At 52.2% G+C, this 25484-nt stretch carries 32 protein-coding genes; 29 read left to right on the top strand and 3 right to left on the bottom strand.

Annotation, left to right across the window (positions count from 1 at the left end; translation table 11 throughout):
- Nucleotides 1–31: 31 nt before the first annotated feature.
- The 23 genes from NMD08_RS17435 to NMD08_RS17330 all read left to right on the top strand — a co-directional run bounded on the left by NMD08_RS17435 (nt 32) and on the right by NMD08_RS17330 (nt 17169).
- Nucleotides 32–835, top strand: a complete 804-nt coding sequence (locus NMD08_RS17435) for a GPO family capsid scaffolding protein (RefSeq protein ID WP_001738719.1) — start codon at nt 32–34, stop codon at nt 833–835.
- A gap of 61 nt (nt 836–896) precedes the next feature.
- The gene (locus NMD08_RS17430) at nt 897–1919 is read left to right on the top strand and encodes a phage major capsid protein, P2 family (RefSeq protein WP_003838043.1); all 1023 of its coding nucleotides are present in this window, start codon (nt 897–899) and stop codon (nt 1917–1919) included.
- A gap of 3 nt (nt 1920–1922) precedes the next feature.
- The gene (gpM, locus tag NMD08_RS17425; protein WP_048225941.1) at nt 1923–2624 is read left to right on the top strand and encodes a phage terminase small subunit; all 702 of its coding nucleotides are present in this window, start codon (nt 1923–1925) and stop codon (nt 2622–2624) included.
- Nucleotides 2625–2720: 96 nt separating this feature from the next.
- The gene (locus NMD08_RS17420; protein ID WP_181890984.1) at nt 2721–3173 is read left to right on the top strand and encodes a head completion/stabilization protein; all 453 of its coding nucleotides are present in this window, start codon (nt 2721–2723) and stop codon (nt 3171–3173) included.
- Nucleotides 3170–3676 carry a phage tail protein gene (locus NMD08_RS17415; protein WP_048225937.1) on the top strand — a complete coding sequence of 169 codons (507 nt, stop codon included), beginning with the start codon at nt 3170–3172 and terminating at the stop codon, nt 3674–3676. The genes NMD08_RS17420 and NMD08_RS17415 overlap by 4 nt, the downstream gene beginning before the upstream one ends.
- Nucleotides 3673–4380, top strand: a complete 708-nt coding sequence (locus NMD08_RS17410; RefSeq protein WP_048225935.1) for a hypothetical protein — start codon at nt 3673–3675, stop codon at nt 4378–4380. Before NMD08_RS17415 ends, NMD08_RS17410 begins: the two co-directional genes overlap by 4 nt.
- Nucleotides 4377–5504 carry a DUF2586 domain-containing protein gene (locus tag NMD08_RS17405; RefSeq protein WP_048225933.1) on the top strand — a complete coding sequence of 376 codons (1128 nt, stop codon included), beginning with the start codon at nt 4377–4379 and terminating at the stop codon, nt 5502–5504. The genes NMD08_RS17410 and NMD08_RS17405 overlap by 4 nt, the downstream gene beginning before the upstream one ends.
- Nucleotides 5501–5956 (top strand): phage protein, encoded by a 456-nt coding sequence (locus tag NMD08_RS17400; protein ID WP_000044253.1) that lies wholly within the window; start codon nt 5501–5503, stop codon nt 5954–5956. Before NMD08_RS17405 ends, NMD08_RS17400 begins: the two co-directional genes overlap by 4 nt.
- A 9-nt stretch (nt 5957–5965) precedes the next feature.
- Nucleotides 5966–6259, top strand: coding sequence for a phage holin family protein (locus tag NMD08_RS17395; protein ID WP_048225932.1), 294 nt, complete (start codon nt 5966–5968; stop codon nt 6257–6259).
- Nucleotides 6256–6597: a M15 family metallopeptidase gene (locus NMD08_RS17390; RefSeq protein ID WP_048225931.1), complete on the top strand. Its 342-nt coding sequence runs from the start codon at nt 6256–6258 to the stop codon at nt 6595–6597. The genes NMD08_RS17395 and NMD08_RS17390 overlap by 4 nt, the downstream gene beginning before the upstream one ends.
- Entirely contained in the window at nt 6597–6977 is a 381-nt protein-coding gene (locus NMD08_RS17385; RefSeq protein WP_048225929.1) for a hypothetical protein, read from the top strand. The genes NMD08_RS17390 and NMD08_RS17385 overlap by 1 nt, the downstream gene beginning before the upstream one ends.
- Nucleotides 6907–7095 (top strand): hypothetical protein, encoded by a 189-nt coding sequence (locus tag NMD08_RS17380; RefSeq protein ID WP_023165677.1) that lies wholly within the window; start codon nt 6907–6909, stop codon nt 7093–7095. Before NMD08_RS17385 ends, NMD08_RS17380 begins: the two co-directional genes overlap by 71 nt.
- Nucleotides 7082–7339 carry a putative phage tail assembly chaperone gene (locus NMD08_RS17375; protein WP_021293731.1) on the top strand — a complete coding sequence of 86 codons (258 nt, stop codon included), beginning with the start codon at nt 7082–7084 and terminating at the stop codon, nt 7337–7339. Before NMD08_RS17380 ends, NMD08_RS17375 begins: the two co-directional genes overlap by 14 nt.
- A complete protein-coding gene (locus tag NMD08_RS28360) occupies nt 7336–7530 on the top strand; it encodes a hypothetical protein (RefSeq protein WP_371321192.1) in 195 nt (64 codons plus the stop codon). Before NMD08_RS17375 ends, NMD08_RS28360 begins: the two co-directional genes overlap by 4 nt.
- A complete protein-coding gene (locus NMD08_RS17370; protein ID WP_048225927.1) occupies nt 7527–9587 on the top strand; it encodes a phage tail tape measure protein in 2061 nt (686 codons plus the stop codon). Before NMD08_RS28360 ends, NMD08_RS17370 begins: the two co-directional genes overlap by 4 nt.
- A complete protein-coding gene (locus tag NMD08_RS17365) occupies nt 9584–9913 on the top strand; it encodes a DUF2590 family protein (protein WP_000004502.1) in 330 nt (109 codons plus the stop codon). Before NMD08_RS17370 ends, NMD08_RS17365 begins: the two co-directional genes overlap by 4 nt.
- Nucleotides 9910–11094 (top strand): baseplate J/gp47 family protein, encoded by a 1185-nt coding sequence (locus tag NMD08_RS17360; RefSeq protein WP_048225925.1) that lies wholly within the window; start codon nt 9910–9912, stop codon nt 11092–11094. The genes NMD08_RS17365 and NMD08_RS17360 overlap by 4 nt, the downstream gene beginning before the upstream one ends.
- Nucleotides 11087–11674, top strand: a complete 588-nt coding sequence (locus tag NMD08_RS17355; protein WP_048225923.1) for a phage tail protein — start codon at nt 11087–11089, stop codon at nt 11672–11674. Before NMD08_RS17360 ends, NMD08_RS17355 begins: the two co-directional genes overlap by 8 nt.
- A 10-nt stretch (nt 11675–11684) precedes the next feature.
- Complete coding sequence (locus NMD08_RS17350) at nt 11685–13685, top strand: phage tail protein (protein WP_048225922.1); 2001 nt, start codon at nt 11685–11687, stop codon at nt 13683–13685.
- 12 nt (nt 13686–13697) lie between these two features.
- On the top strand, nt 13698–14234 hold the full coding sequence (locus NMD08_RS17345; protein ID WP_048225919.1) for a tail fiber assembly protein: 537 nt from the start codon (nt 13698–13700) through the stop codon (nt 14232–14234).
- Nucleotides 14224–14949: a hypothetical protein gene (locus NMD08_RS17340; RefSeq protein ID WP_048225917.1), complete on the top strand. Its 726-nt coding sequence runs from the start codon at nt 14224–14226 to the stop codon at nt 14947–14949. The genes NMD08_RS17345 and NMD08_RS17340 overlap by 11 nt, the downstream gene beginning before the upstream one ends.
- Complete coding sequence (locus NMD08_RS17335) at nt 14921–15466, top strand: hypothetical protein (RefSeq protein ID WP_003838080.1); 546 nt, start codon at nt 14921–14923, stop codon at nt 15464–15466. Before NMD08_RS17340 ends, NMD08_RS17335 begins: the two co-directional genes overlap by 29 nt.
- A complete protein-coding gene (locus NMD08_RS17330) occupies nt 15466–17169 on the top strand; it encodes a hypothetical protein (protein ID WP_181890983.1) in 1704 nt (567 codons plus the stop codon). Before NMD08_RS17335 ends, NMD08_RS17330 begins: the two co-directional genes overlap by 1 nt.
- 512 nt (nt 17170–17681) lie before the next feature.
- Here the strand turns inward: NMD08_RS17330 and NMD08_RS17325 are convergent.
- Both NMD08_RS17325 and NMD08_RS17320 read right to left on the bottom strand, forming a co-directional pair.
- Nucleotides 17682–18344 carry a hypothetical protein gene (locus NMD08_RS17325; protein WP_048225915.1) on the bottom strand — a complete coding sequence of 221 codons (663 nt, stop codon included), beginning with the start codon at nt 18342–18344 and terminating at the stop codon, nt 17682–17684.
- A 256-nt stretch (nt 18345–18600) separates the two neighbouring features.
- Nucleotides 18601–20286: an aspartate:alanine antiporter gene (locus tag NMD08_RS17320; protein ID WP_187252731.1), complete on the bottom strand. Its 1686-nt coding sequence runs from the start codon at nt 20284–20286 to the stop codon at nt 18601–18603.
- Between the two features lie 270 nt (nt 20287–20556).
- Between NMD08_RS17320 and NMD08_RS17315 the strand changes: the two genes are divergently transcribed.
- On the top strand, nt 20557–20937 hold the full coding sequence (locus NMD08_RS17315; RefSeq protein ID WP_151219645.1) for an inner membrane protein YbjM: 381 nt from the start codon (nt 20557–20559) through the stop codon (nt 20935–20937).
- Between the two features lie 34 nt (nt 20938–20971).
- On the opposite strand, the gene NMD08_RS17310 is transcribed toward NMD08_RS17315, so the two are convergent.
- A complete protein-coding gene (locus NMD08_RS17310; protein ID WP_016152408.1) occupies nt 20972–21235 on the bottom strand; it encodes a GrxA family glutaredoxin in 264 nt (87 codons plus the stop codon).
- Between the two features lie 172 nt (nt 21236–21407).
- Here NMD08_RS17310 and NMD08_RS17305 point away from each other — a divergent pair, with 172 nt between their 5' ends.
- From NMD08_RS17305 to potF, 5 genes are all read left to right on the top strand, one after another.
- Nucleotides 21408–21698, top strand: a complete 291-nt coding sequence (locus tag NMD08_RS17305; protein WP_151219646.1) for a YbjC family protein — start codon at nt 21408–21410, stop codon at nt 21696–21698.
- On the top strand, nt 21682–22404 hold the full coding sequence (nfsA, locus tag NMD08_RS17300; protein WP_151219647.1) for a nitroreductase NfsA: 723 nt from the start codon (nt 21682–21684) through the stop codon (nt 22402–22404). The genes NMD08_RS17305 and nfsA overlap by 17 nt, the downstream gene beginning before the upstream one ends.
- A gap of 59 nt (nt 22405–22463) precedes the next feature.
- Complete coding sequence (gene rimK, locus NMD08_RS17295) at nt 22464–23366, top strand: 30S ribosomal protein S6--L-glutamate ligase (RefSeq protein WP_151219648.1); 903 nt, start codon at nt 22464–22466, stop codon at nt 23364–23366.
- A 90-nt stretch (nt 23367–23456) separates the two neighbouring features.
- Complete coding sequence (locus NMD08_RS17290) at nt 23457–23933, top strand: YbjN domain-containing protein (protein WP_151219649.1); 477 nt, start codon at nt 23457–23459, stop codon at nt 23931–23933.
- 433 nt (nt 23934–24366) lie between these two features.
- Nucleotides 24367–25479, top strand: a complete 1113-nt coding sequence (gene potF, locus NMD08_RS17285) for a spermidine/putrescine ABC transporter substrate-binding protein PotF (RefSeq protein ID WP_151219650.1) — start codon at nt 24367–24369, stop codon at nt 25477–25479.
- Nucleotides 25480–25484: the final 5 nt, after the last annotated feature.

The following is a 25484-nucleotide window of genomic DNA, read 5'->3' as shown; positions in this document are numbered from 1 at the left end:
TTGCAGCGTCGGTGAATAAATCAGGGGGGATATGTCGCATTTAAAAACTGACTGGCTGTGTGTTGCTACCGAAGGGGATACCGTTGACGGCAGGGATATTAAACGCCAGTGGATTATCGATATGGGGGAAACCTATGACTATAACCACTATGTCGCTCTAATCTGGCCAGAACACGAGGATGATTGCGGTAATTTTGGGGAGGTACTGGAAGCCACCTGGCATGATGGTGAGGACGGACTGGCGAGGCTTTACGTCAGCCTTTGCCCGAATATGCGATTAATATTCGCCAACCATGAAGATCAGCTCCTGTTCTTCTCGATTGAACCGGAAGAAAACTGGCGCGGTAGTGGGCGTACATACCTCAAGGGGCTGGCGGTTACAGATACTCCCGCCAGTGTTGGCACCACACGGCTGCGCTTTAGTAGTCGGCGCAAAAAATTATCTAAGCAGGGATATTACAGTTGTGTGATTTCCCGTGATGGAAAAATTAAACAGGAAATACGAATGAAGAACTGGCAAAAATTGTTTGGTATTAAACCGAAGTTTGAAGATGAAACGCCGCCTGATGATACCGCGCAGGGTGATGATAAGTTACAGGCGCTGGCCAACGCGGTAAACGAACTGGAAGGCCGTGTGGCCAAAATTGAAAATCAGCTCAATGATGTTCAGGGTGATGTGGATACCATTGCGGAAGTGGTCGATACCGAAGAATTTGCGGCTATTCGTGATAATGCAAAAGATATCGTTAAACGTTTTAACGATCTGGGTAATAAATCCACCCGTACACCAGGGCGTAAGATTTCAGAAAAAGCGGGTAAGTTTAATTTCCTGTAATACGTTCTGACGTTAATTAGTACAAAACATTTTTATTATCGCTTAATCGCGAGGGAGTTTTATGCACCTTAATAATCGTGCACGGGATTTACTGGATAAATATTCGAGTGGTATGGCGCAGCAGTTTGGCGCACGTGATACCAGTCGTTATTTCTCCCTGAATGACCCGCAGGAAAACGCGCTGCGTCTGGCGCTGCTGGAGTCCGTGGAGTTCCTGAACATGATCACCTGTCTGGATGTTGACCAGCTGAGTGGCCAGGTGATTTCTGTCGGTTCCTCCGTGCTGCATACCGGCCGCAGTGAAAATGGCCGCTTTGTTCGTCAGGTTGGCGTGGACGGCAATGACTATTCACTGGTTGAAACGGACAGCTGCGCCGCACTGCGCTGGGATCTGCTTTCGGTCTGGGCCAATGCCGGTAAGGACGAAAACGAGTTTTACAACCTGGTCCAGGCGTTTACCACACAGGCGTTTGCGCTGGATATGCTGCGTATTGGTTTTAACGGTAAGAGCCGTGCCAAAACGACGAATCCAACGGATAACCCGAACGGCGAAGATGTCAACATCGGCTGGCATGAGCGTATGAAAACGCTGCTGGGTGGTAATCAGATTATGACCGATCCGGTCGTGCTGGATGAAGCCGGGGATTACAAATCACTGGATGCAATGGCTTCAGACCTGATTAACGCCAAGATTCCGGCACAGTTCCGCAATGACCCGCGTCTGGTGGTTCTGGTCGGAGCCGATCTGGTCGCTGCTGAACAATACCGACTGTATCAGGCCGCAGACCGCCCGACTGAGAAAATCGCGGCGCAGATGCTGGGCAGCACCATTGCTGGCCGTCCTGCTGTTATCCCGCCGTTTATGCCGGGTAAACGTATGGTCGTCACGCCGCTTTCTAATTTGCATATCTACACCCAGCGCAACACCCGCATGCGTAAGGCGGAATTTGTTGAAGACCGTAAGCAGTTCGAAAACAAATACCTGCGTAATGAAGGCTATGCGGTTGAAGTGCCGGAGTTGTATGCGGCCATTGATGAATCCGCCGTGACCATCGGCAAGGTTTCCGAACCAGCAGAGGGCTGATAAATGGCACTTTCTCCTGCGCAGCGTCACAGCCAGCGCATTGCGATGGAACAAAAGCTGAAACGCAGTCAGGCACTGGAAACCACGGAAAGCATGCACCTGCTGATTAAGGCGCTGGAAGCGGATGTGGAACATGCCCGTAACCTGCCGACAATCGCGGATCGCGTTGAGTTTAAGCGGGATGTGTTGCTGCCGCGCTGGACACCGACTGTGGAAGCGTATCTGGAAAGCGGGCAGGTGTATGCCAACCCGGTATTTGCCTGGTGTGTTATCTGGCTGTTTGACGTGGGCGATCTGGATAAGGCGCTGGACTGGGCTGACATTGCAATCAGCCAGCAGCAGGCAACCCCGGATCGGTTGCGCAGCAATTTTCCCACGTTTGTGGCCGATACGATGCTGGCCTGGGCGCAGGAAACATCCGGGCGCGGGGAAAGTGTTGAACCGTATTTTTCCCGCACATTTGAGCGCGTTGCCAGTACCTGGCGGCTGCATGAACAGGTTACGGCCAAGTGGTTCAAGTTTGCCGGGCTGGAGCTGCTGCGCGGCGAAGATGGCCAGACAACGGCCGCGAGTGTGGACGACATTGAAACGCTGGAGAAAGCCGATCAACTGCTGGCCACCGCAGAAAAGTACTATTTAAAAATCGGCGTCAGAACGGCACGGCAGACGATTGCCGCCCGTATCCGAAAACTGACGCAGGGGTAAAGACTACCGCAAGCCAGGCGGACGCGGTGGAGGGCAGAACACTCCGTGTGTCACTGTGCCGTGGAAACCGGTCAGTCCGCCTTTTTCGGGGGAATTATGTTTAGCGGAAAACCGCTGGATTATCAGGATGAGCCGCTGACGAATAACGGGTTCTGGCCGGATCTGAATCTGAAGGACTTTCAGGCGCAGCGGTCACTGCCAGCCGATATCGACGCGGACACCATCAGTCAGGCACTGCTGGCCGCAGTTGCGGAGGTGAATGCCGAGCTGGAAAGCGTGGAGGCCAGCTGGAAAGCAAAAGGCCACACGCTGGCGGCAGATGTTCCGGGCGTAAAAATGAGCGGGCTTAACAGCCTGTGTGCCCAGTACATGAAAGCGGTATTTGCCAGGGCAAAAGCGGATCTGCTGGGGGAGTTCGCCACTGTCGGGCGACGTGAAACCCATCCGGGACAGGAGAGTATGGAGACCCGCGCCGGGTTACTGGCTGAGGCTTCAGTGGTTATCCGTCGCATGAAGGGGCTTAAACGGGCAACGGTGAAAAAAGTATGAGCCAGACACAGCTTGAGAGCCTGACCGCATTTTTTCAGCAAAACGTGCCGCCGCGCGCCATGCAGTCATTTGACAGTGTGCTGGATGAAATGAAGTTCATCCCCGCCGCGAAGGATTACGGGCTGGGACAGTACCGCCAGGCGGTGATTCGCTATGACGCGGTAATCAGCTGGCAGCGTTTCCCGTACCGCCTGTGTCCGCCGCAGTTGCTTATGTCGCTGCTGGCCGCGTGGCTGGATGAGGCTGACAGGGAATTACTGGATGAAGTCGGCCTGACTGAAGCTGAACCGGACTGGGATGTGTCAGTGGAGGATGAGGAAACCGCCACCATTGTGCTGACGGTACCAATGGCGGAAGAACTGGTGATCAGGGAGGACGAAAACGGGGTGATCCCGTGGCAGGGGAAACGCTGGTCGCTGGTTAACCCTGAAGTCTGGATAGCGATCACCGCCAATATTTATGGCGTGGATGAAACCGGTGCGCCGGTAGGCGGTAACGAATGATTGCCGGTGGCGAGCTGAATAAAAAACAGCTGGCAGAGTTGCGTAAATCACTGGCCAGCATGGAGCTGCCGCCCAAAAAGCGCCAGCGTCTTATCTGGAGGCTGGCCAAATACGGCGTGATTGCCGCCGCAAAACGGCATGTCCGTAATCAGGAAGCACCGGATGGCCAGAAATGGCTGGGGCGTAAAACGAAGCGCAAAGGAAAGATGCTGCGGAACCTGCCAAAACTGCTGCATATCCGTGAAATGCCAGAGATTCAGGCGGTGCGGATTTATTTGCAGGGCGGTGGCTACCGGAACGGGGAAACGCCGGTACCGGCCGGGACAGTCGGATATGCGCAACAAAACGGGATGCGTGTCAGTGTCAGCCGTCGCAGCCAGCCACGGAAGGCGGAGACCGGAAAAATGGCCACGCCAGCCCAGGCCAAAAAACTGCGGGCGCTGGGGTACCGGGTACGCACCGGTAAACGCTGGAAAAAGCCCACGCTGGGCGAGTTAACCCAAACGATGCCATACAGCCGGGCGGGGTTACTGATCCGAAAACTCAGCGGTAAGGCGGTGAAAACCAGCTGGACAGTGGATCTTCCTGCCCGTGTCTTTCTGGGCATGAGTGACGATGAATTTGATAACGCGCTGGCGCGTCAGCTTCAGGCCATTGGCTTTGGCTGGGATGTTAAGGCGCAGGATATTAAGGGGAAAGCATGACCTGGCCAAACGTGACCGTGAACCAGGTAAACCAGCTGCTGGGTGAAACCAATGAAGTGGAGCGCACGCTGCTGTTTATCGGTACGGGTACCAAAAATGTGGGGAAAACGCTGGCGGTGAATGCCCAGAGTGACTTTGATGCACTGCTGGGAGAGGGGGAAAGCCCGCTGAAAAACGATGTTCTGGCGGCACTGGCAAACGCCGGTCAGAACTGGTGGGGATTTATTCATGTGCTGCCCGCAGATGCTGAGGACGATGCCTGGGTGAAAGCGGTTCTGGCTGCACAGGTGGTGTGTTCGGTGGAAGGGGTGGTGCTGTCCAGTGATGTGACGGCAAAAGCCCAGGTGAATCAGGCGGTGACGTTACGATCCACGCTGATTTCCAAATATGGGCGCTGGGTGTGGTTCATTCTGGCCGTGCAGGGAATGCAGGAAGAAGAAGCCCAGGCGGATTACCTGACCCGTGTGTCTGCAATCCAGGACGGTATTGCAGAGAAGGCGGTGCAGCTGATCCCGCGTTTGTGGGGAAATGAGCCGGGTGTGCTGGCTGGGCGTCTGTGCAGCCGTGCCGTGACTATCGCAGACAGTCCCGCCCGTGTGAAAACCGGGGCGCTGCTGAATCTGGGCAGTGATGAAATGCCGGTTGATGGTACCGGGGCGGTACTGGAGCTGGCCACGCTTCGGGCACTGGAAGCGCAGCGCTTTAGTGTACCGATGTGGTACCCGGATTATGACGGTTTTTACTGGGCAGACGGGCGAACGCTGGATGTGGAAGGCGGCGATTACCAGTCGATTGAAACCCTGCGTGTTGCCGATAAAGCGGCGCGTCGTGTACGTCTGCTGGCTATCAGCAAAATTGCGGATCGCTCACTGAACAGCACACCGGGCAGCATTGCTGCACACCAGACGCTGTTTGCACGTCCACTGCGTGAAATGTCTACGGCAGCCAGTATCAATGGCGTGTCATTTCCGGGGGAAGTGAAGCCGCCGCAGGAGGGTGATGTGACCATTGTCTGGAAGAACAAAAAGACGGTGGATATTTATCTGGTGGTACGCACCTGGGAAGTTCCGCTGCAAATCACCATCAGTCTGTTACTGGATGCCAGTCTGGAGGGCGCTGCATGAGTAAACGTATTTCGGGTATGTCGTTTGATACCTATCTTGATGGCGATCTGATCCATATCGAGAAAATCACACTCGATATCACGGATAACAGCGCCGCCGCCCAGACCCGTGGTGTGCCGGATGGCCATGTTGATGGTGATGTGGCCGCAGAGGGCGAAATTGAAGTCAGTTCCAAAGTGCTGGGTGTGCTGACGGCCAAAGCCCGCGCAGCAGGTTCGTGGCGTGGTATTCCGCCGCTGGATTTTCTTTTCTATGCCAAAGCGGGCAGCGAAGAAATGAAAGTGGAATCGTTCGGCAACAAACTCCAACTGAGTAATCTGCTGGATATCGATCCAAAGGGCGGCGGTGTGGCGACTCACAAAATCAAATATTTTGTGACCAGTCCCAAGTTCGTGAATATCAACGGTGTGCCGTATCTGGAAGCGGAAGCCACGGAAAACCTGATCGGATAGGGGGCAGGGATGCAGGACTATGAGAAAGGGTTTATTGCCCTGGCGGTGATGGGGGCGCTGATTGCGCTGGGCAAAATGTTGAGCAGTGGGGAGCCGATAACTCTGCGGCTGGTTGCGGGGCGCGTCATTGTCGGTAGCGCTCTGTCGGTTGCGGCTGGAGTGGCACTGTACTTTGTCCCGGATATTCATCCACTGGCGCTGGCCGGGATTGGTTCCGCGCTGGGTATTCTCGGTCTGAATGGCGTTGAAGCCTGGCTGCGCCGAAAGGGGATCGATTTTTTAGGTAAAGGGGGTAGCAAGTGACGTTAAGTGAAAAGCAGCAACTGTTTACTGTCATGGTGGCCAATCTAATCCACTGGGCGGAAGAACGCGGCTACCGGCTGACGTTTGGTGAAGCGTACCGCACCCCGGAACAGGCGGTGCTGAACGCGAAGAAGGGCAGCGGTATTTCGAACAGTCTGCACACCCAGCGTCTGGCCGTGGATTTTAATCTGTTTGTGAATGGCCAGTACCAGACCCGTACAGAGGACTATCTGCCACTGGGTGAATACTGGGAATCACTGGGCGGAAGCTGGGGCGGGCGCTTCAAATCCAGACCGGATGGTAATCATTTCAGCCTGGAACATAACGGGGTGCGCTGATGAGTCACGCGCAGTGGCTGGTTGTGGTGGCGCTGGCGTTTGTCTGGGGCTGGCTGACCGCTGACTGGCGGCGAGACAGCCTGGAGCTGGCAATCAACACGGCGGCGCAGGTGGCGGGTAATGAATCGCGAAAGGTGATGCAGGGCATTGCCAGTGATTCCGCCAGGGCGCTGGAAGATAAACTGGAGGCGCTAAGAAATGCGCAACCGCGAGAGATCCGCACGGAAGTGCTTAAGCCGGTTTTTACTAACAGGTGCCTGTCTGATGAGTTTGTCAGCATGTACAACAGCGCCGTCGCTGGTACCGAACGTGCGTTATCAGGAAAACCTGAAAACACGATGCGCCACGCAGCTGCCGCGCCTGAACGGGGCAACAGGTAAAGACGCAGCGGAACTGTTGACTGCTTACCTTGAAATATATGGCCAGTGTGCGGCGCGTCATAATCAGTTAGTCGATGAAATTAATTTAAGAGAGCGTGTTATTTATGGAACAAATTAAACTGAGTGTTTGTGGTGCAGATATTGTTTTTGAACCTAATCAGACTGCTTACAATAAACTGATTAACGAAATGGCAATGGATAATAAAGTTGCACCTGCAAATAATTATCTGATGCGTATTGTTACCCCGGAAACAAAAGAAGCACTGATTGACGTATTAAAACGTCCGGGTGCAGCGTTGCAACTGGTCAGTAAGGTTAATGATATTTACGCGCCGGAACTGGAGATTGAAGTAAAAAACTGACAAAGCGAGTCCATGATATTGAACGAAATGGACTCGAACAGTATTTAATTCTTCGCCGTCATTATTTACCACATGGTCAGGATTCCGTTGACGATATTGCCGCCGCTATATGGCTGGATAACCGTCACTGGGAATATACGGGAATAGCCGTGGCTAATGGCGTGGCTAAAGCATTTAAAGGCACTGAATGAAACAGTTAGATTTTACATTAAGCCTGATTGATAAATTGTCCCGCCCGTTAAAACAGGCGCAGGGCAACGTAACGGGCTTTGCTGAAAAATCAAAAGAAGCCTTTATGCAGATTGGCGGCGGTGTTCTGGCGCTGGCGGGTACAGGGATGGCCATTAAAGGTGCACTGATGCCCGCCATTGAAATGTATGATGCGCTGAATGATGCGGCCGCAAAAGGGATCGATGATTCTGCGCTTAAGGCCGTTCAGCGTGATGCGCTGCGCTTCAGTACGACCTACGGCGCCAGCGCAGTGGAGTTTGTACAGTCCACGGAAAGTATAAACGCCTCTATTGCCGGGCTGACCGGGAATGAGCTGCCGAAAGTGACGAAAGTCGCTAATACTCTGGCGTTTGCGCTTAAATCCACCGCTGCGGAAACCGCTGAGTTTATGGGGCAGATGTTCGGTAACTTTTCCGCCGATGCCAACCGGCTGGGCAAAGTTGAGTTTGCTGAACAGTTGGCCGGAAAAATGGTGTATATGCGCAAAACCTTTGGCACGGAAATGGCCGCTATCAAGGATTTGATGGAAGGGGCGCGCGGCGTGGGTACTAACTACGGCGTGGGGCTGGATGAACAGCTGGCCGTGCTGGGACAGCTTCAGCGGACACTGGGCACGGAAGCCAGCAGCGCTTATGAAGGCTTTATGACCGGAGCCATTGAGGGCGGTAAAAAGCTGGGGATGTCCTTCACGGATTCCACCGGCAAAATGCTGTCCATGCCTGAAATGCTGATCAAGTTACAGGGCAAGTATGGCAAAAGCCTGGAAGGGAACCTGAAAGCCCAGGCTGAACTGGATGCGGCATTTGGTGACAGTTCGGCAGTGGTAAAACACCTGTACGGTAATGTGGCGCTGCTTCAGCGCAATATCACAGAACTGGGCGGTGCTGATGGTCTGAAGCGTACCCAGGAAATGGCGCAGAAAATGGTGAAGCCGTGGGATCGGTTTGTCGCAATCCTGAAGGCTATCCAGACCGTAATCGGCCTGACGTTGATCCCGGTGTTATATCCGGTACTGAATCGTCTGGCCGATATGGGGCAGACCTTTGCCCGCTGGATGCAGCTGTTTCCCAACATTGCGCGTGTTGTCGGTTATGCGGCAATGGCCTTGCTCAGCTTTGCGGCTGTGGGCGCAGTCGCCAACATCGTGATGGGTGTCTCCAGATTCATCATGATGGGGTTGCGCGGGATCTGGGTGGCGCTGACAGCCGTCACGAAAATCTACACCGCGGCTGTCTGGCTGGGGAACATTGCTGTGGTCGCCTGGAACGCCACGCTGAAATTTCTGCGCGGTACGTTGCTGGCGGTTCGTATGGCGGCAATGATGGCTGGGATAGGTATCAATCTGATGAGCTGGCCGATCCTGCTGGTGATTGGTGCCGTTGCTTTGCTTGCTGCCGGTTGCTGGCTGTTGATTAAACACTGGGACACGGTAAAGAACGCGGTCATGGATACCGCTGCATTTCAGGCATGCGCCAGGGTAGTGGCATGGCTTGCCGGGGTGTTTGCTTCAGCCTGGCAGTTTATCAGCGAAGGCTGGAACAGTTTTATTTCCATGCTGACCGGGTTTTCTCCTTCCCAGGCATTAAGCGGACTGGCCACGGGCATTGTGTCATTGTTTGATAATGTCTGGCTGTCCGTTAAAAACGGCTTTCTGAAATCATGGAACTGGATTGTAAGTAAATTAAATAATATTCCGGGTGTTGATATTGAACTGGCGGGCGCTGCTTCAGCAGGTATCGCTAAAAATGAAACAGCGGTGTATCCGGTACCAGAGTTAAAACAATCCGCAAAAGCTGAAGGCGCACTTCCTGCGGTGACGCAAAATAGTTTCACCCCAGACAGGCTTTTAACCGGAGGTGAATTAAAAGGAATTGAGAAGGGCGGAATTACCAAAACGATTAACAGTAATGCTAAGTCCGTGACCGACAATAGCCGGAAAATTGACACGGTAAACATTTATCCGAAAGAAATGATTACACCCGGTCAGTTAATGGAATTTCAGGAGCTGGGCGCATGAGTGAGAGCCTTTATATAGATTTGCTTATTCAGGGCGGTGATTTTGTTCTGAATACCGGATATGAACCTGAACTGTGTAATAACCGTAAAAGTATCGGGCAGGACATTATTCATTCCATTATTGAAAGTGGGCTGGCAACGGAACTGATTGCCGAACGCAGCCCAACAATGCGGGCGGATATTTTTACCCGTATGGAATTACTGATTGAAGATGATGAACGGATTATTCCGGGAACAGTGGAAATCAGTGAGGAAAGCCAGAAACGATTATGGATAACGGCCAGTACCTATGACTTTGGCGGCATATCTGCGCAGGTGGATTTATGACGGAAAAACCGCAGGTTGATTTTGAGGAAGTGGTGAAGGCCAGCGGGATGCCGGTGACGGAATCTGAAGTGCGGGATCGCTTTAATGCGATTGCGGCTGAGGAGGGCATGATCACCAACACATCCCGTATGTCACCGTTCTGGCGGTTAATTACGGCCATTGTGACTGCGCCGGTGATGTGGCTGAAAGAGGTTCTGGTGTCCACGGTGCTGGCCAATATGTTTGTGGCCACGGCCAGCGGGAGCATGCTGCGCCTGTTGGCCTGGGCGGTGAACGTGACGGCGAAACCTGCCAGCGCTGCGCAGGGTGTGATCCGTTTCTTTAAGGAAGATGCCAGAGCCGTTGTGACGGTGAAGGCCGGAACGGTTATCCAGACTGAACGCATCAACGGCAGGGTGTACGAACTGGCGACCACTGCCGATGTGGTGATCCCTTCCGGCACGGCCAGCGCCTTGCTGCCAGTGAAAGCCACCGGAGCCGGGGGAGCCTATAACCTTGCGCCAGGGTATTACCGCATTTTACCTGTGGCCGTTGACGGCATCAGCCATGTGGCCAGCGAGGAAAACTGGCTGACGGTGCCGGGTGCCGATGAGGAAAGTGATGATGAACTGCGTGAGCGCTGCCGCAACCAGTTTAACCTGGTGGGCAATTACCACACGGATGCGGTTTACCGTTCAATGATTGCCGGTGTTGCCGGGCTGAGTATTGACCGGATTTTCTTTGAGCATGAAGCGCCGAGGGGACCAGGTACCGCAAACGCCTATTTATTGCTGGACAGCGGGGTGACTTCCGCACCGTTTGTGAATGCGGTGAATGATTACATCAACACGCAGGGGCATCACGGCCACGGCGATGATATGCAGTGTTACGCCATGCCGGAAACCCTTCACGATCTGGCCGTGACGGTGTACGTCAGAAATCTGGCCAACCTGACAGACGACGAACGGAACAGCCTGAAGGACGGGATTGAAAACATGATCCGCTGTGCCTTTCGTGAAAACGCTGATTTTGACGTCAGAAAGACGTGGCCATATTCGCGCTTCTCGTTTTCTCAGCTGGGACGGGAGATCCACAAAACCTTTGCGCTGGCGGATTCGCTGTCCTTTTCACTGGGTGACATTACCAGTGAGCTGAATGTGCCGCGCCTGAAGTCACTGGTAGTGAGTCTTGAAAATGAATGAGTTCATGAAAAAGCTGGCCGGGATGGTACTTCCTTCCTGGATGAATCAGGGGGAACCGAAGAAGCTGCTGAAAACAGCGCGGCGATTCTGGGCGGAGGTTTACGGCTGGATAACCTGGCCACTGAACCAGTTTGATCCGCTGACCTGCACACCGGCATTACTGAACCTGCTGGCGTATGACCGGGACATAACCCGCTTCGATGGTGAGCCACTGAGCCTGTTTCGTAAGCGTGTGGCGTATGCCTTTGTGAATGCGCGTGATGCCGGTTCCGTTGAGGGATTTATCAATATCTTTGATCGGCTGGGCATTGGATATGTGGAGCTGCGGGAGCGTCAGCCAGATATTGACTGGGATGTGATCCTGGTTCGTGTGACGGACAGCCAGATAGCAGACAACACGCAGCTGCTTATCCAGATAATCCGGCAGTACGGGCGAACATGCCGCCGCTATCAGTTTGAGGTGATCACATCGGAAAAAATGGCCATCAGAGCCGGATGGGATCAGGGGGAATACGTGGTTTATCCGGCTTCGTTAGCAGGGACGGAAACCCAAAGCGCGACATTCAGCGCAGGTTTGTAAGGAGTTTTATATGTCACAGACAGCTATCACGCTGGCGTTTGAACACTGGAAAGCGCAGCAGGGTGCGACTGGTGAGCCGGTGTTACTGGATGAATTTGTGTTTGCGAATGTGCCAGGGCTGAACCCGGATATTCCTGTTGATCGCAGTGAAGCATTGCCGCCTGTGGAGCAGATTGTGCACCGGCAGCCTGTTACCCGCACTGGCGTGGTGAATGAAAATGGCGTGGTGTATTCCGCCGTTCTGGGCGCTGACGTGGGCGATTTCAGTTTCAACTGGATCGGTCTACTGAATAAGGCCAGCGGCACCCTGGCCATGATTGTTCATGCGCCCTTACAGCAAAAGCTGAAAACAGCGGAAGGGCAGCAGGGGAATGTGCTTACCCGTTCGTTTCTGATGGAGTACAACGGCGCACAGACTGAAACCGGGATTAATACACCGGCTGAAACCTGGCAGATTGACTTCACGGCGCGGATGGCCGGAATGGATGAACGCCAGCGCCTGGAAAATACGGATATTTACGGCGCTGCGGCATTCTTTGGCGATGGCTGGTTGGTCGGTAAAACGGGCAATCAGTTCTTTGTTACCAAAGGCACCGGCTATGTGGCGGGACTGCGTACGTCACTGGCTGACAATCAGAATATCACCGTGACGACAAAGCCGGTCAAAGTCTGGCTGGATGTGTGCTGGACAGGAGCACTGACCAGTGTCTGGAATGCGCAGTGCAAAATCACGGTGGCGGAAAACCTGGCGGATTACGTGCAGAACGGTGTGCAGCATTACGTGTTTGCTGTGGCCAGTATTGATGTAAATGGCAATATCACGGATTTACGGCCAAAAGGAACGCTGAACGAACAACAGGCCAGCGATGCGCTGAAAAAGCATGAGCAGTCCCGAAATCATCCTGATGCCACTACCAGTGCAAAGGGATTCACTCAGTTAAGCAGCGCGACAGACAGCACCAGTGAAGGGCAAGCAGCAACACCAAAGGCGGTTAAAATTGCGATGGATAATGCAAACGCGCGTCTTGCAAAAGAGCGTAATGGTGCCGATATCCCGAACCCGCCGTTGTTTGTTCAGAATATTGGTTTGCAGGATACGGTTAATAAGGCGGCTGGTGCACTGCAAAAAGACCAGAACGGCGCGGATGTACCTGACAAAAATCTGTTTTTGAATAATGTTGGCGCCATACCGAACTATCCCCGAGGGACTATCACAAATAACGGTACGATGGCCTCTGCTGCTACGCCTGGATGGTGGCTGGTAAGCGTTGCAAATCCTGACACAGTTGCTGATTTTCCAACCGATCGGAATGGTAGCAAACTGTATGGCTACGGCTTCATGTTCGTGGGGCGTTCAGGCGATGTATGGTTGCAGCAATATTTCACGCATCATGGAATGAAGGCCAGTCGTCAGACATGGAACGGCGACATGTCTGTGCAAACGGCGTGGGTAGTGGACTACAACACGAGCTATAAGCCGACTGCTAGTGAGGTTGGTGCATTACCGATAACTGGCGGCACAGTCAGTGGCTACCTGGGTGCTATTGGTATCGTGCAAGCTGGAGACAGTAAAAAATTTTCTCTATCAAGTGCTAATAACACAACTAAAAATGCTGATTTTAATCTATGGGGAAGTGCCGAGCGACCTGTCGTTATAGAAATGAGGGATGATTCAGGCTGGCATTTTTATAGTCAGAGAAATACAGATGGCAGCATTACTTTTTCAATAAACGGACAAGTTACACCATCTAATTACGGTAATTTTGATGCTCGCTATCAGCCAAGAGATAACTACGCAACTCAGGAATGGGTATTACAGAACTTTGTCCAGAATATCGACCTTACTGCACCGGCTGAAGTTGGATTCCGGGATGGTTGGGGATATCCACGTGGGACGGATGGCGCAGCTATGTACAACTTTAGTATGGTTGGTGGGAGCAGTAACGTTGGTAATTTTATTGTTCGCTATACACGAAAACTTGTGAATAACACCTGGTATGTCATCAATTAAAAGGAAATAAAGATGCAGAGCTTTGGCAAATTCACCCCATATACACCAGACACTACTGACAGACCGAAGATTATTGACGGCCAGAACGTCCTGTTTTTGCAGGATGATAAAGGCAATGACTGGTATGACGTTATTAAGTTATTTGATGAAGCTAAAACGCTGAAAATTGGCTATGACGATGATGGTAGCGTGAGAACGTTCACGACAAATATTCATGCGTTTTTCCCGGCTAATTTGAGCGTTGTCGAGCTTCCGGCCACAAAAGCTAATTTGCGCGTCACGCTGGGGGATGACTGGTTTTATAAAGACGGCAAATTGCAGCAAATCCGCGATCATCTGGCAAACGCCGAGGCCGAACGTAACAACCGTATGGCAGAGGTTACAACGCGGATTGACTGGCTGGAGGACGCACAAAAAGACGGTGATATTTCAGCCGATGAAGAAACAGAACTGGCGACACTACGCGTTTATCGCACTGCTTTGCGCCGCCTGGATCTGACTACTGCGCCGGATATTAACTGGCCGGAGGTGCCTGAATATGTGGCGTGAAGCGCGTCTGGCTTTCACTGACTCACTGGCTGCGCTGAATTGTTCGGTTGTTCCGGCGCATCCGTGGATAAACGGTCTGGGGCAGCAGACGGATAACGGGGCATATCTCAGCCCGGTGAATGCCGTCCGCTATCTTGCTGAAAGGCTGGACGGAACGGGCGGGAATGCCGATGTGATGATCATGATGGTGACAGGTCAGACGCATGAGAATTTTATGATCCGTCTCAACGGTCTGGTCGATGTTTTCCCTGCACCGGCATTCACTCAGGTAAAACGCCTGGCACAATCCGCTGCGGCGCTGGCCATCGAAAAAATGCAAATCCCCGCTAAAGCCGGGGCGGGGTTGCCGGTGGCTATTCCGCTGTCTGTGCCAACCAGCAGGGCGGCATTGTCTGCGGCGGCTGTCAGCCAGGCACAAAAAGCGGCCAGTGCGGGATTCAGCCTGGACGGACTAAAGCAGCAACTGGGTGAGTTCACGCAGCTGCGCGACAGCCTGATCAGTGATGTGGCCAGCGGGCTGAATGATTTGCAGGGGAAAAGTGCCAGAGCATGGGTGTTTACCAGCACCGGTGATACGGCCACCACGCTGCTGGAACTGGTAAAGGATATCCCGCAACCGTCAGCCGTCTACACAGCGGCGGTGATGCTGGTCGGTGACAATCTGGATGGAATAAAGGGAATGATTCATGACTTCGATCCCAACGCTGGCGCTTAATGGTGAGGCTATCCAACTGAAAAATATGCGCGTGACCGTATCGCAGCAGTTTCAGGATAAAGACCAGTCCGGCCAGACAAGTGCCACAACCAAATCAGAACAGGGGGCAAAAGGGAAAGAGCTGCGTATCAGTGGCGAAATTCCGTTTAAAAGCCCGGAGATCCTGAAGCGTATTTTCGAACTGGCCAGCGCCACGGATGCCGGAGGCAACCGCCAGAAATACCGCGTGGCGCATGAAGTGGCCAGAGCCGTGAATTTTCGTGAGGCGACATTCAGCGGGATGCTTGATGCCCCGCAGCAGGACGGGAAAATGGCCTGGCTGGTCACGTTCACCCTGGCAGAACATATCAGCGTGCAGGAAAAGCGGGAAGCCCGGGCAACAGGCAAAACGTCTGCCAAAAAACAGACGGCCGGTAATGCGGGACAATCTGGCGGCCAGAGTGCCGGGGAAGATGAAGAAAAACTGACGTGGTTTGAAAAACGGGTGCTGAAACCCGTCAATGATGCTTTGGGTTAATGATGAAACCAGTTAAACGCCTGTACCTTTCAACGGATGAAGTTCACCTGGCTGATGCCAGCCTGGTGCTGGAGCTGAACAGCTGCGGCCGGGGATTTATCACTGCACAGACAGCCACGGATTACACCGGGAAACTGGTGCGTCTGGATGTGGGGTATTCCGATCTGCTTTTGCGCTGGTTTACTGGTTATGTGGAACGTGCGCAACCTGCCGAAAACGGTTTTCAGCGTCTGTTTGTGCGCGAGCTGGTCGGCGTATTTGAAAGGATGTGGCCATGTTCATTTCAGCATCCCACTTTACGCAAGGTCGCCAGCTGGCTGGAGGAAAACAGCGGAATTGCTGTCAGTGTGCCGGATGCTCCTTACAGCGATAAACCGATCCCGCACTTCACCCATAACGGCACGGGTTATCAGCTGCTGAATAATCTGGGCAGGGCGTTCAGTATCCCGGATTACATCTGGTACCAGCTGCCGGATGGTTCCCTGTATGTGGGCGGTGCGGAAAAAGCGATGTTTGCCGGTCGTCCGGTCGATATCCCGGCAGAGTTCAGCCAGGGGGCTGCTGGCGGTAATTCCATGACGCTGCCGGTGATCCAGAGTCTGCGGCCGGGAGTGGAGCTGAACGGGGAGCGCGTGACTAAAGTGCACCTGACCAATGACACAATGGCAGTTACCTGGACACCCAGAAATCGCGCAACAGGTCAGCCCTTACAGAAAACACCGGCACAGCGTCAGATTGAAAGCCATTACCCGGAACTGGCTTCCGGGCTGCACCTGCCAAAACTGGCCAGAGTGGTGGCACCCAGTGAGGCCGTGAAAAGTGGTAATTTTGCCGATCCGTTCCGGCCGCGCTATGCCGTTGATGTGCAGCTGCTTGATGCAGACGGCAACCCGGATAACCAGACGCCGGTTTATTCTGCGGTGCCGCTGCCGGTACCTATGGCCGGTAATGACTCTGGCATGTTCCAGTTCCCGCCAGAAGGGACGCTGGTTGAAGTTGCGTTTACCGGAGGGCGCCCGGATAAACCGTTTATCAGGCAGACGTTGCCGGATGGTACCAGTCTGCCGGATGTTAAACCCGGCGAGCAGCTGCAACAGCAGCGGGCGGAAGTGTCGCAGCGTGTTACCCAGGCTGGCGACTGGGTGAGACAGACCGATCAGACCATCAGTGAAACATCGATGGCGCGGACTGTTAAAGCCGATACAGAACAGCGTGATCTGGTCAGCCGTGAAACGACGGTTAAAGCCACTGACAAAACCACGGTGCTGGGTACCGCCACCCTGATGGCCGGAGCTATTCAGCAGGTCAGTGCAGGGGATTATAGCCAGGCAGTGAAAGGCAACAGGCTGGCCAGCATTGAAGGGAATGACGAAACTGACATAACCGGGAAACAGTCCACTAAGGTGGCCGGAGCCGTGGATGTTGATGTGGGGGGAACCCTGACTGAAAAGATTGCTGCATTACGCAAATCTGTGGCATCGGGCGGCCAGCAGATTATGGGACCAACCGTCCATATTGGCAGTGAGAGCGTTAACACGCTGACCATGATGCTGGACACCATTGATTTACTGGCCGAGCTGGCGCAGCAGTGTGCGAGCCATTCGCACCCCAGTGTTGGTACGCCAACCAATGCCGGCGCATTCACACAGACGGCGGAGAAGGCAGGTCAGACCCGGAGTAAGTACCAGAAAATAATCGCCTGACCATCCCATCAGTCCGCGCATAATGCGGGCTTTTTTGTGCCCATTCCCAGACCTCACCAGACGCATTCTAAGCGCTTCTTTTATCTGACCGCGACCGCGTAACACCACAAAAGGATCTGCGCTATCGCGTGACGCTGACGGCGCTACACGCTGACAAAATAAATCTTTCGCAGACAAAAACGGCACTACACCGCACCCGCCTGCGGTTTTTGGATCGATAAAATTTTTCAGTTTTCTTTTTCTACAAACCACCGCCTTGAACAGCACCAGTACTGGCGGCTTCACAGAGAACGTAAACTGAAAAGATTGAAAATAATTTCAGTATTTTTCAGTTTTATGGATCTGTGGAGGATCTAAGATGAATCTTAACTAACAGATATATAAGGTGATTTTGAATTTTATGTGAGGTTTGAAGATCAAGTGGCGTTAGGGAGGGTAGATAAAAAAAGAATACAAAGCCTTGACTGGTTTGCATCGCAAGGCTTTCTGTTAACGATTCAAAACTGAAAAAGTTAGATGGTCGATTGGTGTAATGTTGTGATGAAGATTGTTAGGACTGTAGCCCATGCAATCACATGTGGGATGTAGTGTTGCCCTACTGAAGGGGTATCGAAAAGGCGAATAACAAGAAATTTCATCTCAAATAGTAGGCACTTCCAATAACCCAAATTTAATGGGGTTAGCGTTCCGTTCTTGATATTGCTCGCTTTTGGTCCGAAATGAACGAACATGCCTCCGCCTGTAGAATCGTTGCCAAAAAATGAAAACTTGAACTTCCGAGCCAGCAACCCCCTTTCATAATGAACGTAGTTTCCAGCTACTGTTTGTGGGATTTTGGGGTCGGCCCATGCCCATTTGCTTACTCCATAGGCTCCAGGAAACCCAACTTTTTTAGCTGAAAATACTTTATGTACGAAGCCCGATGCGTTCAGTTTGTTTTGGATTAGTTTGTCTATTTCAGGTTTGTTTTCATGCAGTGAGAGGACCATGAAGCGCTGCCACAGCAATAACCAAATTACTGTCAGTATAAGAGGTATTGCTTTCGGTGCCTGGAATGAAACGCCAGTACTTCCAATCGGTATTGCACCTGAAACTGAACCAGTTCCTGTGAAAAGGGCTATCAAAGCTAGCGATAGTGTAATCAGGAGGACTAAAACGGTATTCACTTTATCCATGTAAAGAATCGCACCTTGTATCTCTGCCGCCACTTTGTCGCCAATGGCGCTTTTATGAGGCTATAACGTAGTGATTTTTAAGGAGGAATATAGCAGGCAACAAAAAACCCATCAACCTTGAACCAAAACGGCGGGGTTGATGGGCTCCACAAATTGGGGACATCAAAGAAAAGCAGTGGCAATAGTTATGACTGACGCCTTGAAGAAAAGTTCTGCTTAACTGCAAAAATTTTTCGTTTAAGGGTAAATTTCAGCGCTAACCAAGGCCAGGCCAGACAATGACGATCAGCGTCCCCGCTAATGTCAGCAGCACGTTGGCGATTGCGTAGGTCCCGGCATAACCTAATGCGGGGATATTGCTGCGTGCCGTATCGCTGATGATTTCCATTGCCGGAGCGCAGGTTCGTGCCCCCATCATGGCGCCAAACAACAGAGCGCGGTTCATACGTAATACGTAAGCACCGAACAAGAAACAGATGACAACCGGCACCAGGCTGACAACCAGACCGGCAATCAACATTTGGCCACCGACGACACCAAGGCCATTGCCAATGCCGCTGCCCGCGCTTAAACCGACACCTGCCATAAAGACCATCAGGCCAAACTCTTTCACCATGTTCAGCGCACCCTGTGGGATGTAGCCAAACGTTGGGTGGTTGGCACGCAGGAAGCCCAGCATGATCCCCGCGAACAGCAGTCCAGCCGCATTCCCGATGCCGAAGCTGAAATTACTGAACTGGAAGGTGATCATCCCGATCATCAGACCGATGATAAAGAAAGCGCAGAAGGCCAGCAGATCGGTCACCTGACTGTGAATCGAAATGAAGCCGATACGATCGGCAATGGTTTTCACGCGGCGAGCATCTCCGCTGACCTGCAATACGTCACCTTTATTGAGCACGACGTTGTCATCAATCGGCATTTCAATCTGGCTACGGATCACGCGGTTGAGGAAACAACCGTGATCGGTCAATTTCAACTGTGCCAGGCGACGACCAACGGCATTATGGTTTTTCACTACAATTTCTTCAGTGACGATGCGCATATCGAGCAGATCGCGATCGAACACCTCTTTACCGTTACGGAAGCTGGGATCGAGGCGGGCATGTGCGTCCGGATAACCCACCAGGGCTATCTCATCGCCCATTTGCAGCACTGCATCACCATCCGGATTCGCCAGGATGCCGTTGCGACGGATACGTTCAATGTAACAACCGGTCTGACGATAAATACCCAGTTCGCGCAGATTTTTACCATCGGCCCATGCCACCAGCTCCGGGCCTACGCGATAGGCGCGAATGACCGGCAGATAAACCTTACGCGTGGCGTCGGTGTCCAGACCGCGTTCGCGTGCGATTTGTTGGGCGCTGGTTTGTAGATCCTGATGCTGAAGTTTTGGCAGGTAGCGGGCGCCGACAATCAGGCTGACCAGACCAATCAAATAGGTGAGCGCATAACCGAGACTTAGGTTGTCGAGAGCGGTCGACAGTTGTGTTCCTGTCATCCCCGAGTGGCGCAAGGTGTCACCTGCGCCGACCAGCACTGGCGTTGAGGTCATTGAGCCGGCCAGCATACCTGCCGTCAGGCCGATGTCCCAGCCAAATAGCTTACCCAGCCCCAGGGCGATCAGCATTGCGCTGCCGACCATCACCAGAGCAAGCATTAGATAATTTTTCCCATCGCGAAAAAAAATCGAAAAAAAGTTGGGGCCGGCTTCGACGCCGACACAAAAAATAAACAGCATAAAGCCGAGATTTAATGCATCGGTGTTAATACTAAAGTGCTGCTGGCCTAATAATAGGGACACCACTAAAACGCCAATGGAATTACCGAGTTGGACTGAACCCAGGCGCAATTTACCCAGACATAAGCCCAGAGCCAGGACCACAAATAATAACAGGATGTAATTCCCATTTAACAAATCTGCGACGTTTATATTCACGGAGGCTAACTTCTTGTTTACTAGTAAGCTATTGAAAGAAATGGCAATTTACGCTAATGTTTTTGCCAGAAATTAAGGGGGCGACAGCGTCATACACAGCCCCGAATAATGCAGCGTAACAATATATGCGGCTAGTTTAATCTCATTACGTATCAACGGCTATAAGAATCGTGTGAGTGTGTTTTTGGCATGGAATGCCAGGTTACTTTATCTGACTGGACGCCTGTAGGCGAAAAGAGTGTTCGATAGAGAATGTGTCAGGAGGAACGATTGAAACATAAGCAAAGTTGGGCGGGTGCGGTCTGTTGCTTTGTGCTCTTTATTGTAGTGTGTCTTTCGTTAACGCTGAACGTGAAAGGGGCATTCAGAGCGGCAGGGCATCCTGAGGTCGGATTATTATTTTTCATCCTGCCTGGTGCTGCAGCAAGCTTTTTCTCCCATCGTCGGGAGGTGCTCAAACCCCTTCTTGGTGCAATGTTGGCGGCGCCGTGCTGTCTGTTACTGATGCGGTTCGTTTTTATGCCGACGCGTTCATTGTGGCAAGAGCTGGCGTGGTTGTTTAGTGCAGTGTTTTGGTGCGCGCTTGGCGCATTATGTTTTTTGTTTATCAGCAGCTTGTTCACTCAGCATCAACGACGGAAAAAGAACTAATAACGCCCTCCAGCGGAGGGCGTAGAAACAGCTATCAGGCGAACAGATTCATGTTCTCTTTTGCCCACGCTTCAAAATCCGTGCAGCCGCCGATGTGTTTTTGATCAACAAAAATCTGCGGTACGGTTTCAACTGGCTTACCTACCGTCTTTTCCAGATCGGCCTTCGTAATACCTTCGGCATGGATATCAATGTAGCGGAAGTTAAAATCGTCATGCTCATTGCTTAATTTTTCTGCTAATTCTTTTGCGCGCACGCAATACGGGCACCCCGGACGACCAAAAATAACGGCAAACATCTCTCTCTCCTCGAACTTATCAGGCCGGATGGCAATACTTGTTATGATGCCGCGATTTGTGACGGATGGAAAGCAGGTTCAGCCTGTTGCTTTGATATCCTCAAGCTATAACTGTTAAACACGACAAGGTGGAACGTTTTATAATGAAAGCCATTTCGCCGGGAGGCCGCTTATGCGCACAATTGGTGTATTACCCAAAAGCGTATTGATGCTGGAAATAATAGGGATGGTTTTGTTATCGCTGGCGCTGCTATCGCTTAACGATTACCTCTCCTTACCCGCACCGCTTAACAGCCCGTTAGCCTGTGTGGTAATGATATTTCTGGGCGTGCTGCTGATGCTTCCCGCCGCGGTGGGATTAACGTGGCGTATTGCTAAGATGCTGGCGCCGCAGCTGATGTCACAAGCCCCCGGCGATTCTTCCCGTTCAGACAGAGATAAAAGAGATGACGCCAACCATTGATTTATTACGCAGCCACCGTTCCATTCGCCATTTCACCGATGATGCTATTTCGGATGCACAGCGAGAGGCGATCATTGCCGCCGCTCAGGGGACGTCAAGCTCGAGTTTTTTGCAGTGCACGACCATCGTTCGCATCACGGACAAAGCCCTGCGCGAATCACTGGCTACCTTATCCGGCGGACAAAAACATGTGGCGCGGGCTGCGGAGTTCTGGGTGTTTTGCGCTGATTTTAATCGGCATCTGCAGATTTGTCCTGACGCGCAACTTGGGCTGGCGGAACAACTGCTGCTGGGTGTGGTTGATACTGCGATGATGGCGCAAAATGCGCTAACAGCGGCAGAATCGTTGGGACTTGGCGGTGTGTTTATTGGCGGTTTGCGTAACAATATTGAACCGGTTACCGAACTGCTGAAGCTTCCGCAACATGTTCTGCCGTTGTTTGGCTTGTGCCTGGGCTGGCCTGCGGATAACCCGGATATCAAGCCGCGTCTGCCGGCGTCGCTGGTGGTGCACGAAAACCAGTATCAGCCACTCAACAGCGAGGTTTTGTCGCAATATGATGAGCAGCTTGCGCAGTACTATCTGACTCGTGCTAGCAATGCGCGTCGCGATACCTGGAGCGATCATATTCGCCGTACCATTATCAAAGAAAGTCGCCCCTTTATCCTGGAATATTTGCATAAACAGGGATGGGCCACGCGCTAAAGATTTTAACCCAGTGTATGATATGCCAGCTTCAACCAGGTCATTCAGAGAGGTACAGGGTGAAAATTGCCATTTTGTCCCGGGACGGAACGCTCTATTCTTGTAAGCGCCTGCGCGAAGCGGCGATGCAGCGCGGTCATCTGGTAGAAATTATCGATCCCCTTTCTTGCTATATGAACATTAGCCCGGCGGCGTCCTCAATTCATTACAAGGGCCGTCAGCTTCCCCATTTCGACGCGGTGATCCCAAGGATTGGTTCGGCGATTACCTTTTATGGTACGGCGGCGTTGCGCCAGTTTGAGATGTTAGGTAGCTATCCGCTGAATGAGTCGGTAGCGATTACGCGGGCGCGCGATAAGCTGCGTTCGCTGCAGTTGCTGGCGCGTCAGGGGATTGATTTGCCCATCACCGGAATAGCTCACTCTCCGGATGATACCAGCGACATGATTGACATGGTTGGTGGTGCGCCGCTGGTGGTGAAACTCGTTGAAGGCACGCAGGGGATTGGCGTAGTCCTGGCGGAAACTCGGCAGGCCGCAGAAAGCGTAGTGGATGCTTTTCGTGGGTTGAATGCCCATATCCTGGTTCAGGAATATATCAAAGAAGCGAAAGGACGAGATATTCGCTGTTTTGTGGTGGGGGACGAGGTGGTGGCCGCCATTGAACGCCGGGCGAAAGAGGGCGATTTTCGGTCTAATCTCCATCGTGGCGGGGTCGCCACGATTGCGAATATCACGCCTCGTGAAAGAGAAATTGCGCTCAAAGCCGCGCAGACTATGGGTCTGGACGTTGCAGGCGTTGATATTCTGCGCGCTGAACGTGGGCCGCTGGTCATGGAAGTCAACGCGTCTCCTGGACTGGAAGGGGTGGAGAAAACTACCGGAATAGACATTGCCTGCAAGATGATCCAGTGGATAGAGCGTCACGCTACTCCTGAATTTTGCCTTAAAATCGGCGGCTAAGCACAATATCGATTGCTGTCGTAGTATGACACGCGCTTTTTGCGTAAGCTGTGCCGGTATTTTTTTCATCAATTGAGGTCGCACATTATTATGACATCACTGGTCGTTCCCACTCTGGATACGTTGCGTCAATGGCTCGACGACCTGGGCATGAGTTTTTTTGAATGCGATACCTGTCAGGCACTGCATTTACCGCACATGCAGAATTTTGACGGCATCTTTGATGCAAAAGTTGATTTGGTTGATAACGTCATTCTGTTTTCCGCGATGGCAGAAGTCAGACCTTCTGCTCTGCTGCCCCTGGCCGCCGATCTGTCCGCGATTAACGCCAGTTCACTAACGGTGAAAGCCTTTCTGGATATGCAGGATGATAATCTGCCAAAGCTGGTGGTTTGCCAGTCTTTATCCGTTATGCCGGGCGTGACGTTTGAGCAGTTTGAATATTTTATTCGCCAGAGCGAAGAACAAATATCGATGGTGATCCTCGAAGCTGGCGCGCATCAACTGTTATTTAACGCTGAAGAAGATGGGCAAAACAGCAGCGCTGAAGTTCATTTCCTCCATTAATTCTTCCTGCATCAGGACATATATTGCGCAGCCGCTGCCAGAGCGGTTGCGTATTGCCATTTTTTATTCTGTATTTAACCTTTCGTTAAAGAATTATTCACCTGTGTTCGACGCCTTCCGCTTTACGTCATAGACAATTCCTGCATAAAAAATTGATAAAAGACGTTTTTTAATCTGGGCTATATCCACAAATCCTGGCTAAAGTTATTCTTGCAAAGCGTATCAACCCCCTCATTCAAACAGCCCCTTGTGACCTGACCTGCGGGCGCAATGTATGTTGAATGCATGGGCAGATACCAGCGCGCAATGGCGGCGTGAGGAGAGGCCTCTCTTTTCATAGGTGCCGCATGAAAGAATATGCACGTTTCTTGCATATCATTAGAGTGTGACATTTTTGTTCGTTTGTTAACGAACTTTCAGAAGGAAAGAGATTATGACCGCCTTAAATAAAAAATGGTTATCAGGCCTGGTTGCGGGTGCTCTGATGGCCATCTCTGCCGGCACGCTCGCTGCTGAACAAAAAACGCTGCATATTTATAACTGGTCTGATTATATTGCCCCGGATACGGTGGCTAATTTCGAAAAAGAGACCGGAATTAAAGTTATCTATGACGTATTTGATTCTAATGAAGTACTGGAAGGTAAGCTCATGGCTGGCAGCACCGGCTTTGATCTTGTCGTTCCATCCGCCAGTTTCCTTGAGCGTCAACTGACCGCAGGCGTCTTCCAGCCGCTGGATAAGAGCAAATTGCCGGGCTGGAAAAACCTCGATCCAGAACTGCTGAAGCTGGTGGGCAAACACGATCCGGACAACAAGTTCGCGATGCCGTATATGTGGGCAACCACCGGCATTGGTTATAACGTCGATAAAGTCAAAGAGGTGTTGGGGCCGGATGCGCCGGTCAATAGCTGGGATTTGATCCTCAAACCAGAAAACCTGGAAAAACTCAAAAGCTGCGGTGTCTCCTTCCTCGATGCCCCCGAGGAAGTGTTTGCCACCGTGCTGAATTATTTGGGCAAAGATCCAAACAGTACTAAAGCGGATGATTACACCGGACCAGCAACAGAGCTGCTGTTGAAACTGCGTCCGAATATTCGCTACTTCCACTCTTCACAGTACATTAACGACCTGGCAAACGGTGATACCTGTGTGGCGATTGGCTGGGCGGGTGACGTATGGCAGGCGGCAAACCGTGCGAAAGAAGCGAAAAATGGCGTCAATATTTCTTTCTCAATTCCGAAGGAAGGTGCGATGGCCTTCTTTGACGTGTTCGCGATGCCAGCCGATGCGAAAAACAAAGACGAAGCCTATCAGTTCCTTAACTACCTGTTGCGTCCTGATGTGATTGCGCATATTTCCGACCACGTGTTCTATGCCAATGCCAACAAAGAAGCGACAGCACTGGTTAGCCAGGAAGTTCGCGACAATCCTGGTATTTACCCGCCTGCGGATGTCCGCGCCAAGCTGTTCACGTTGAAAGTTCAGGATCCGAAGATCGATCGTGTCCGTACTCGCGCCTGGACGAAGGTAAAAAGCGGGAAATAACCCGA

The organism is Citrobacter meridianamericanus (assembly GCF_041320245.1).
Taxonomy (GTDB): domain Bacteria; phylum Pseudomonadota; class Gammaproteobacteria; order Enterobacterales; family Enterobacteriaceae; genus Citrobacter; species Citrobacter meridianamericanus.
The sequence above is the reverse complement of the archived record's forward strand: the minus strand, read 5'-3'. Positions and strand labels throughout refer to the sequence as shown.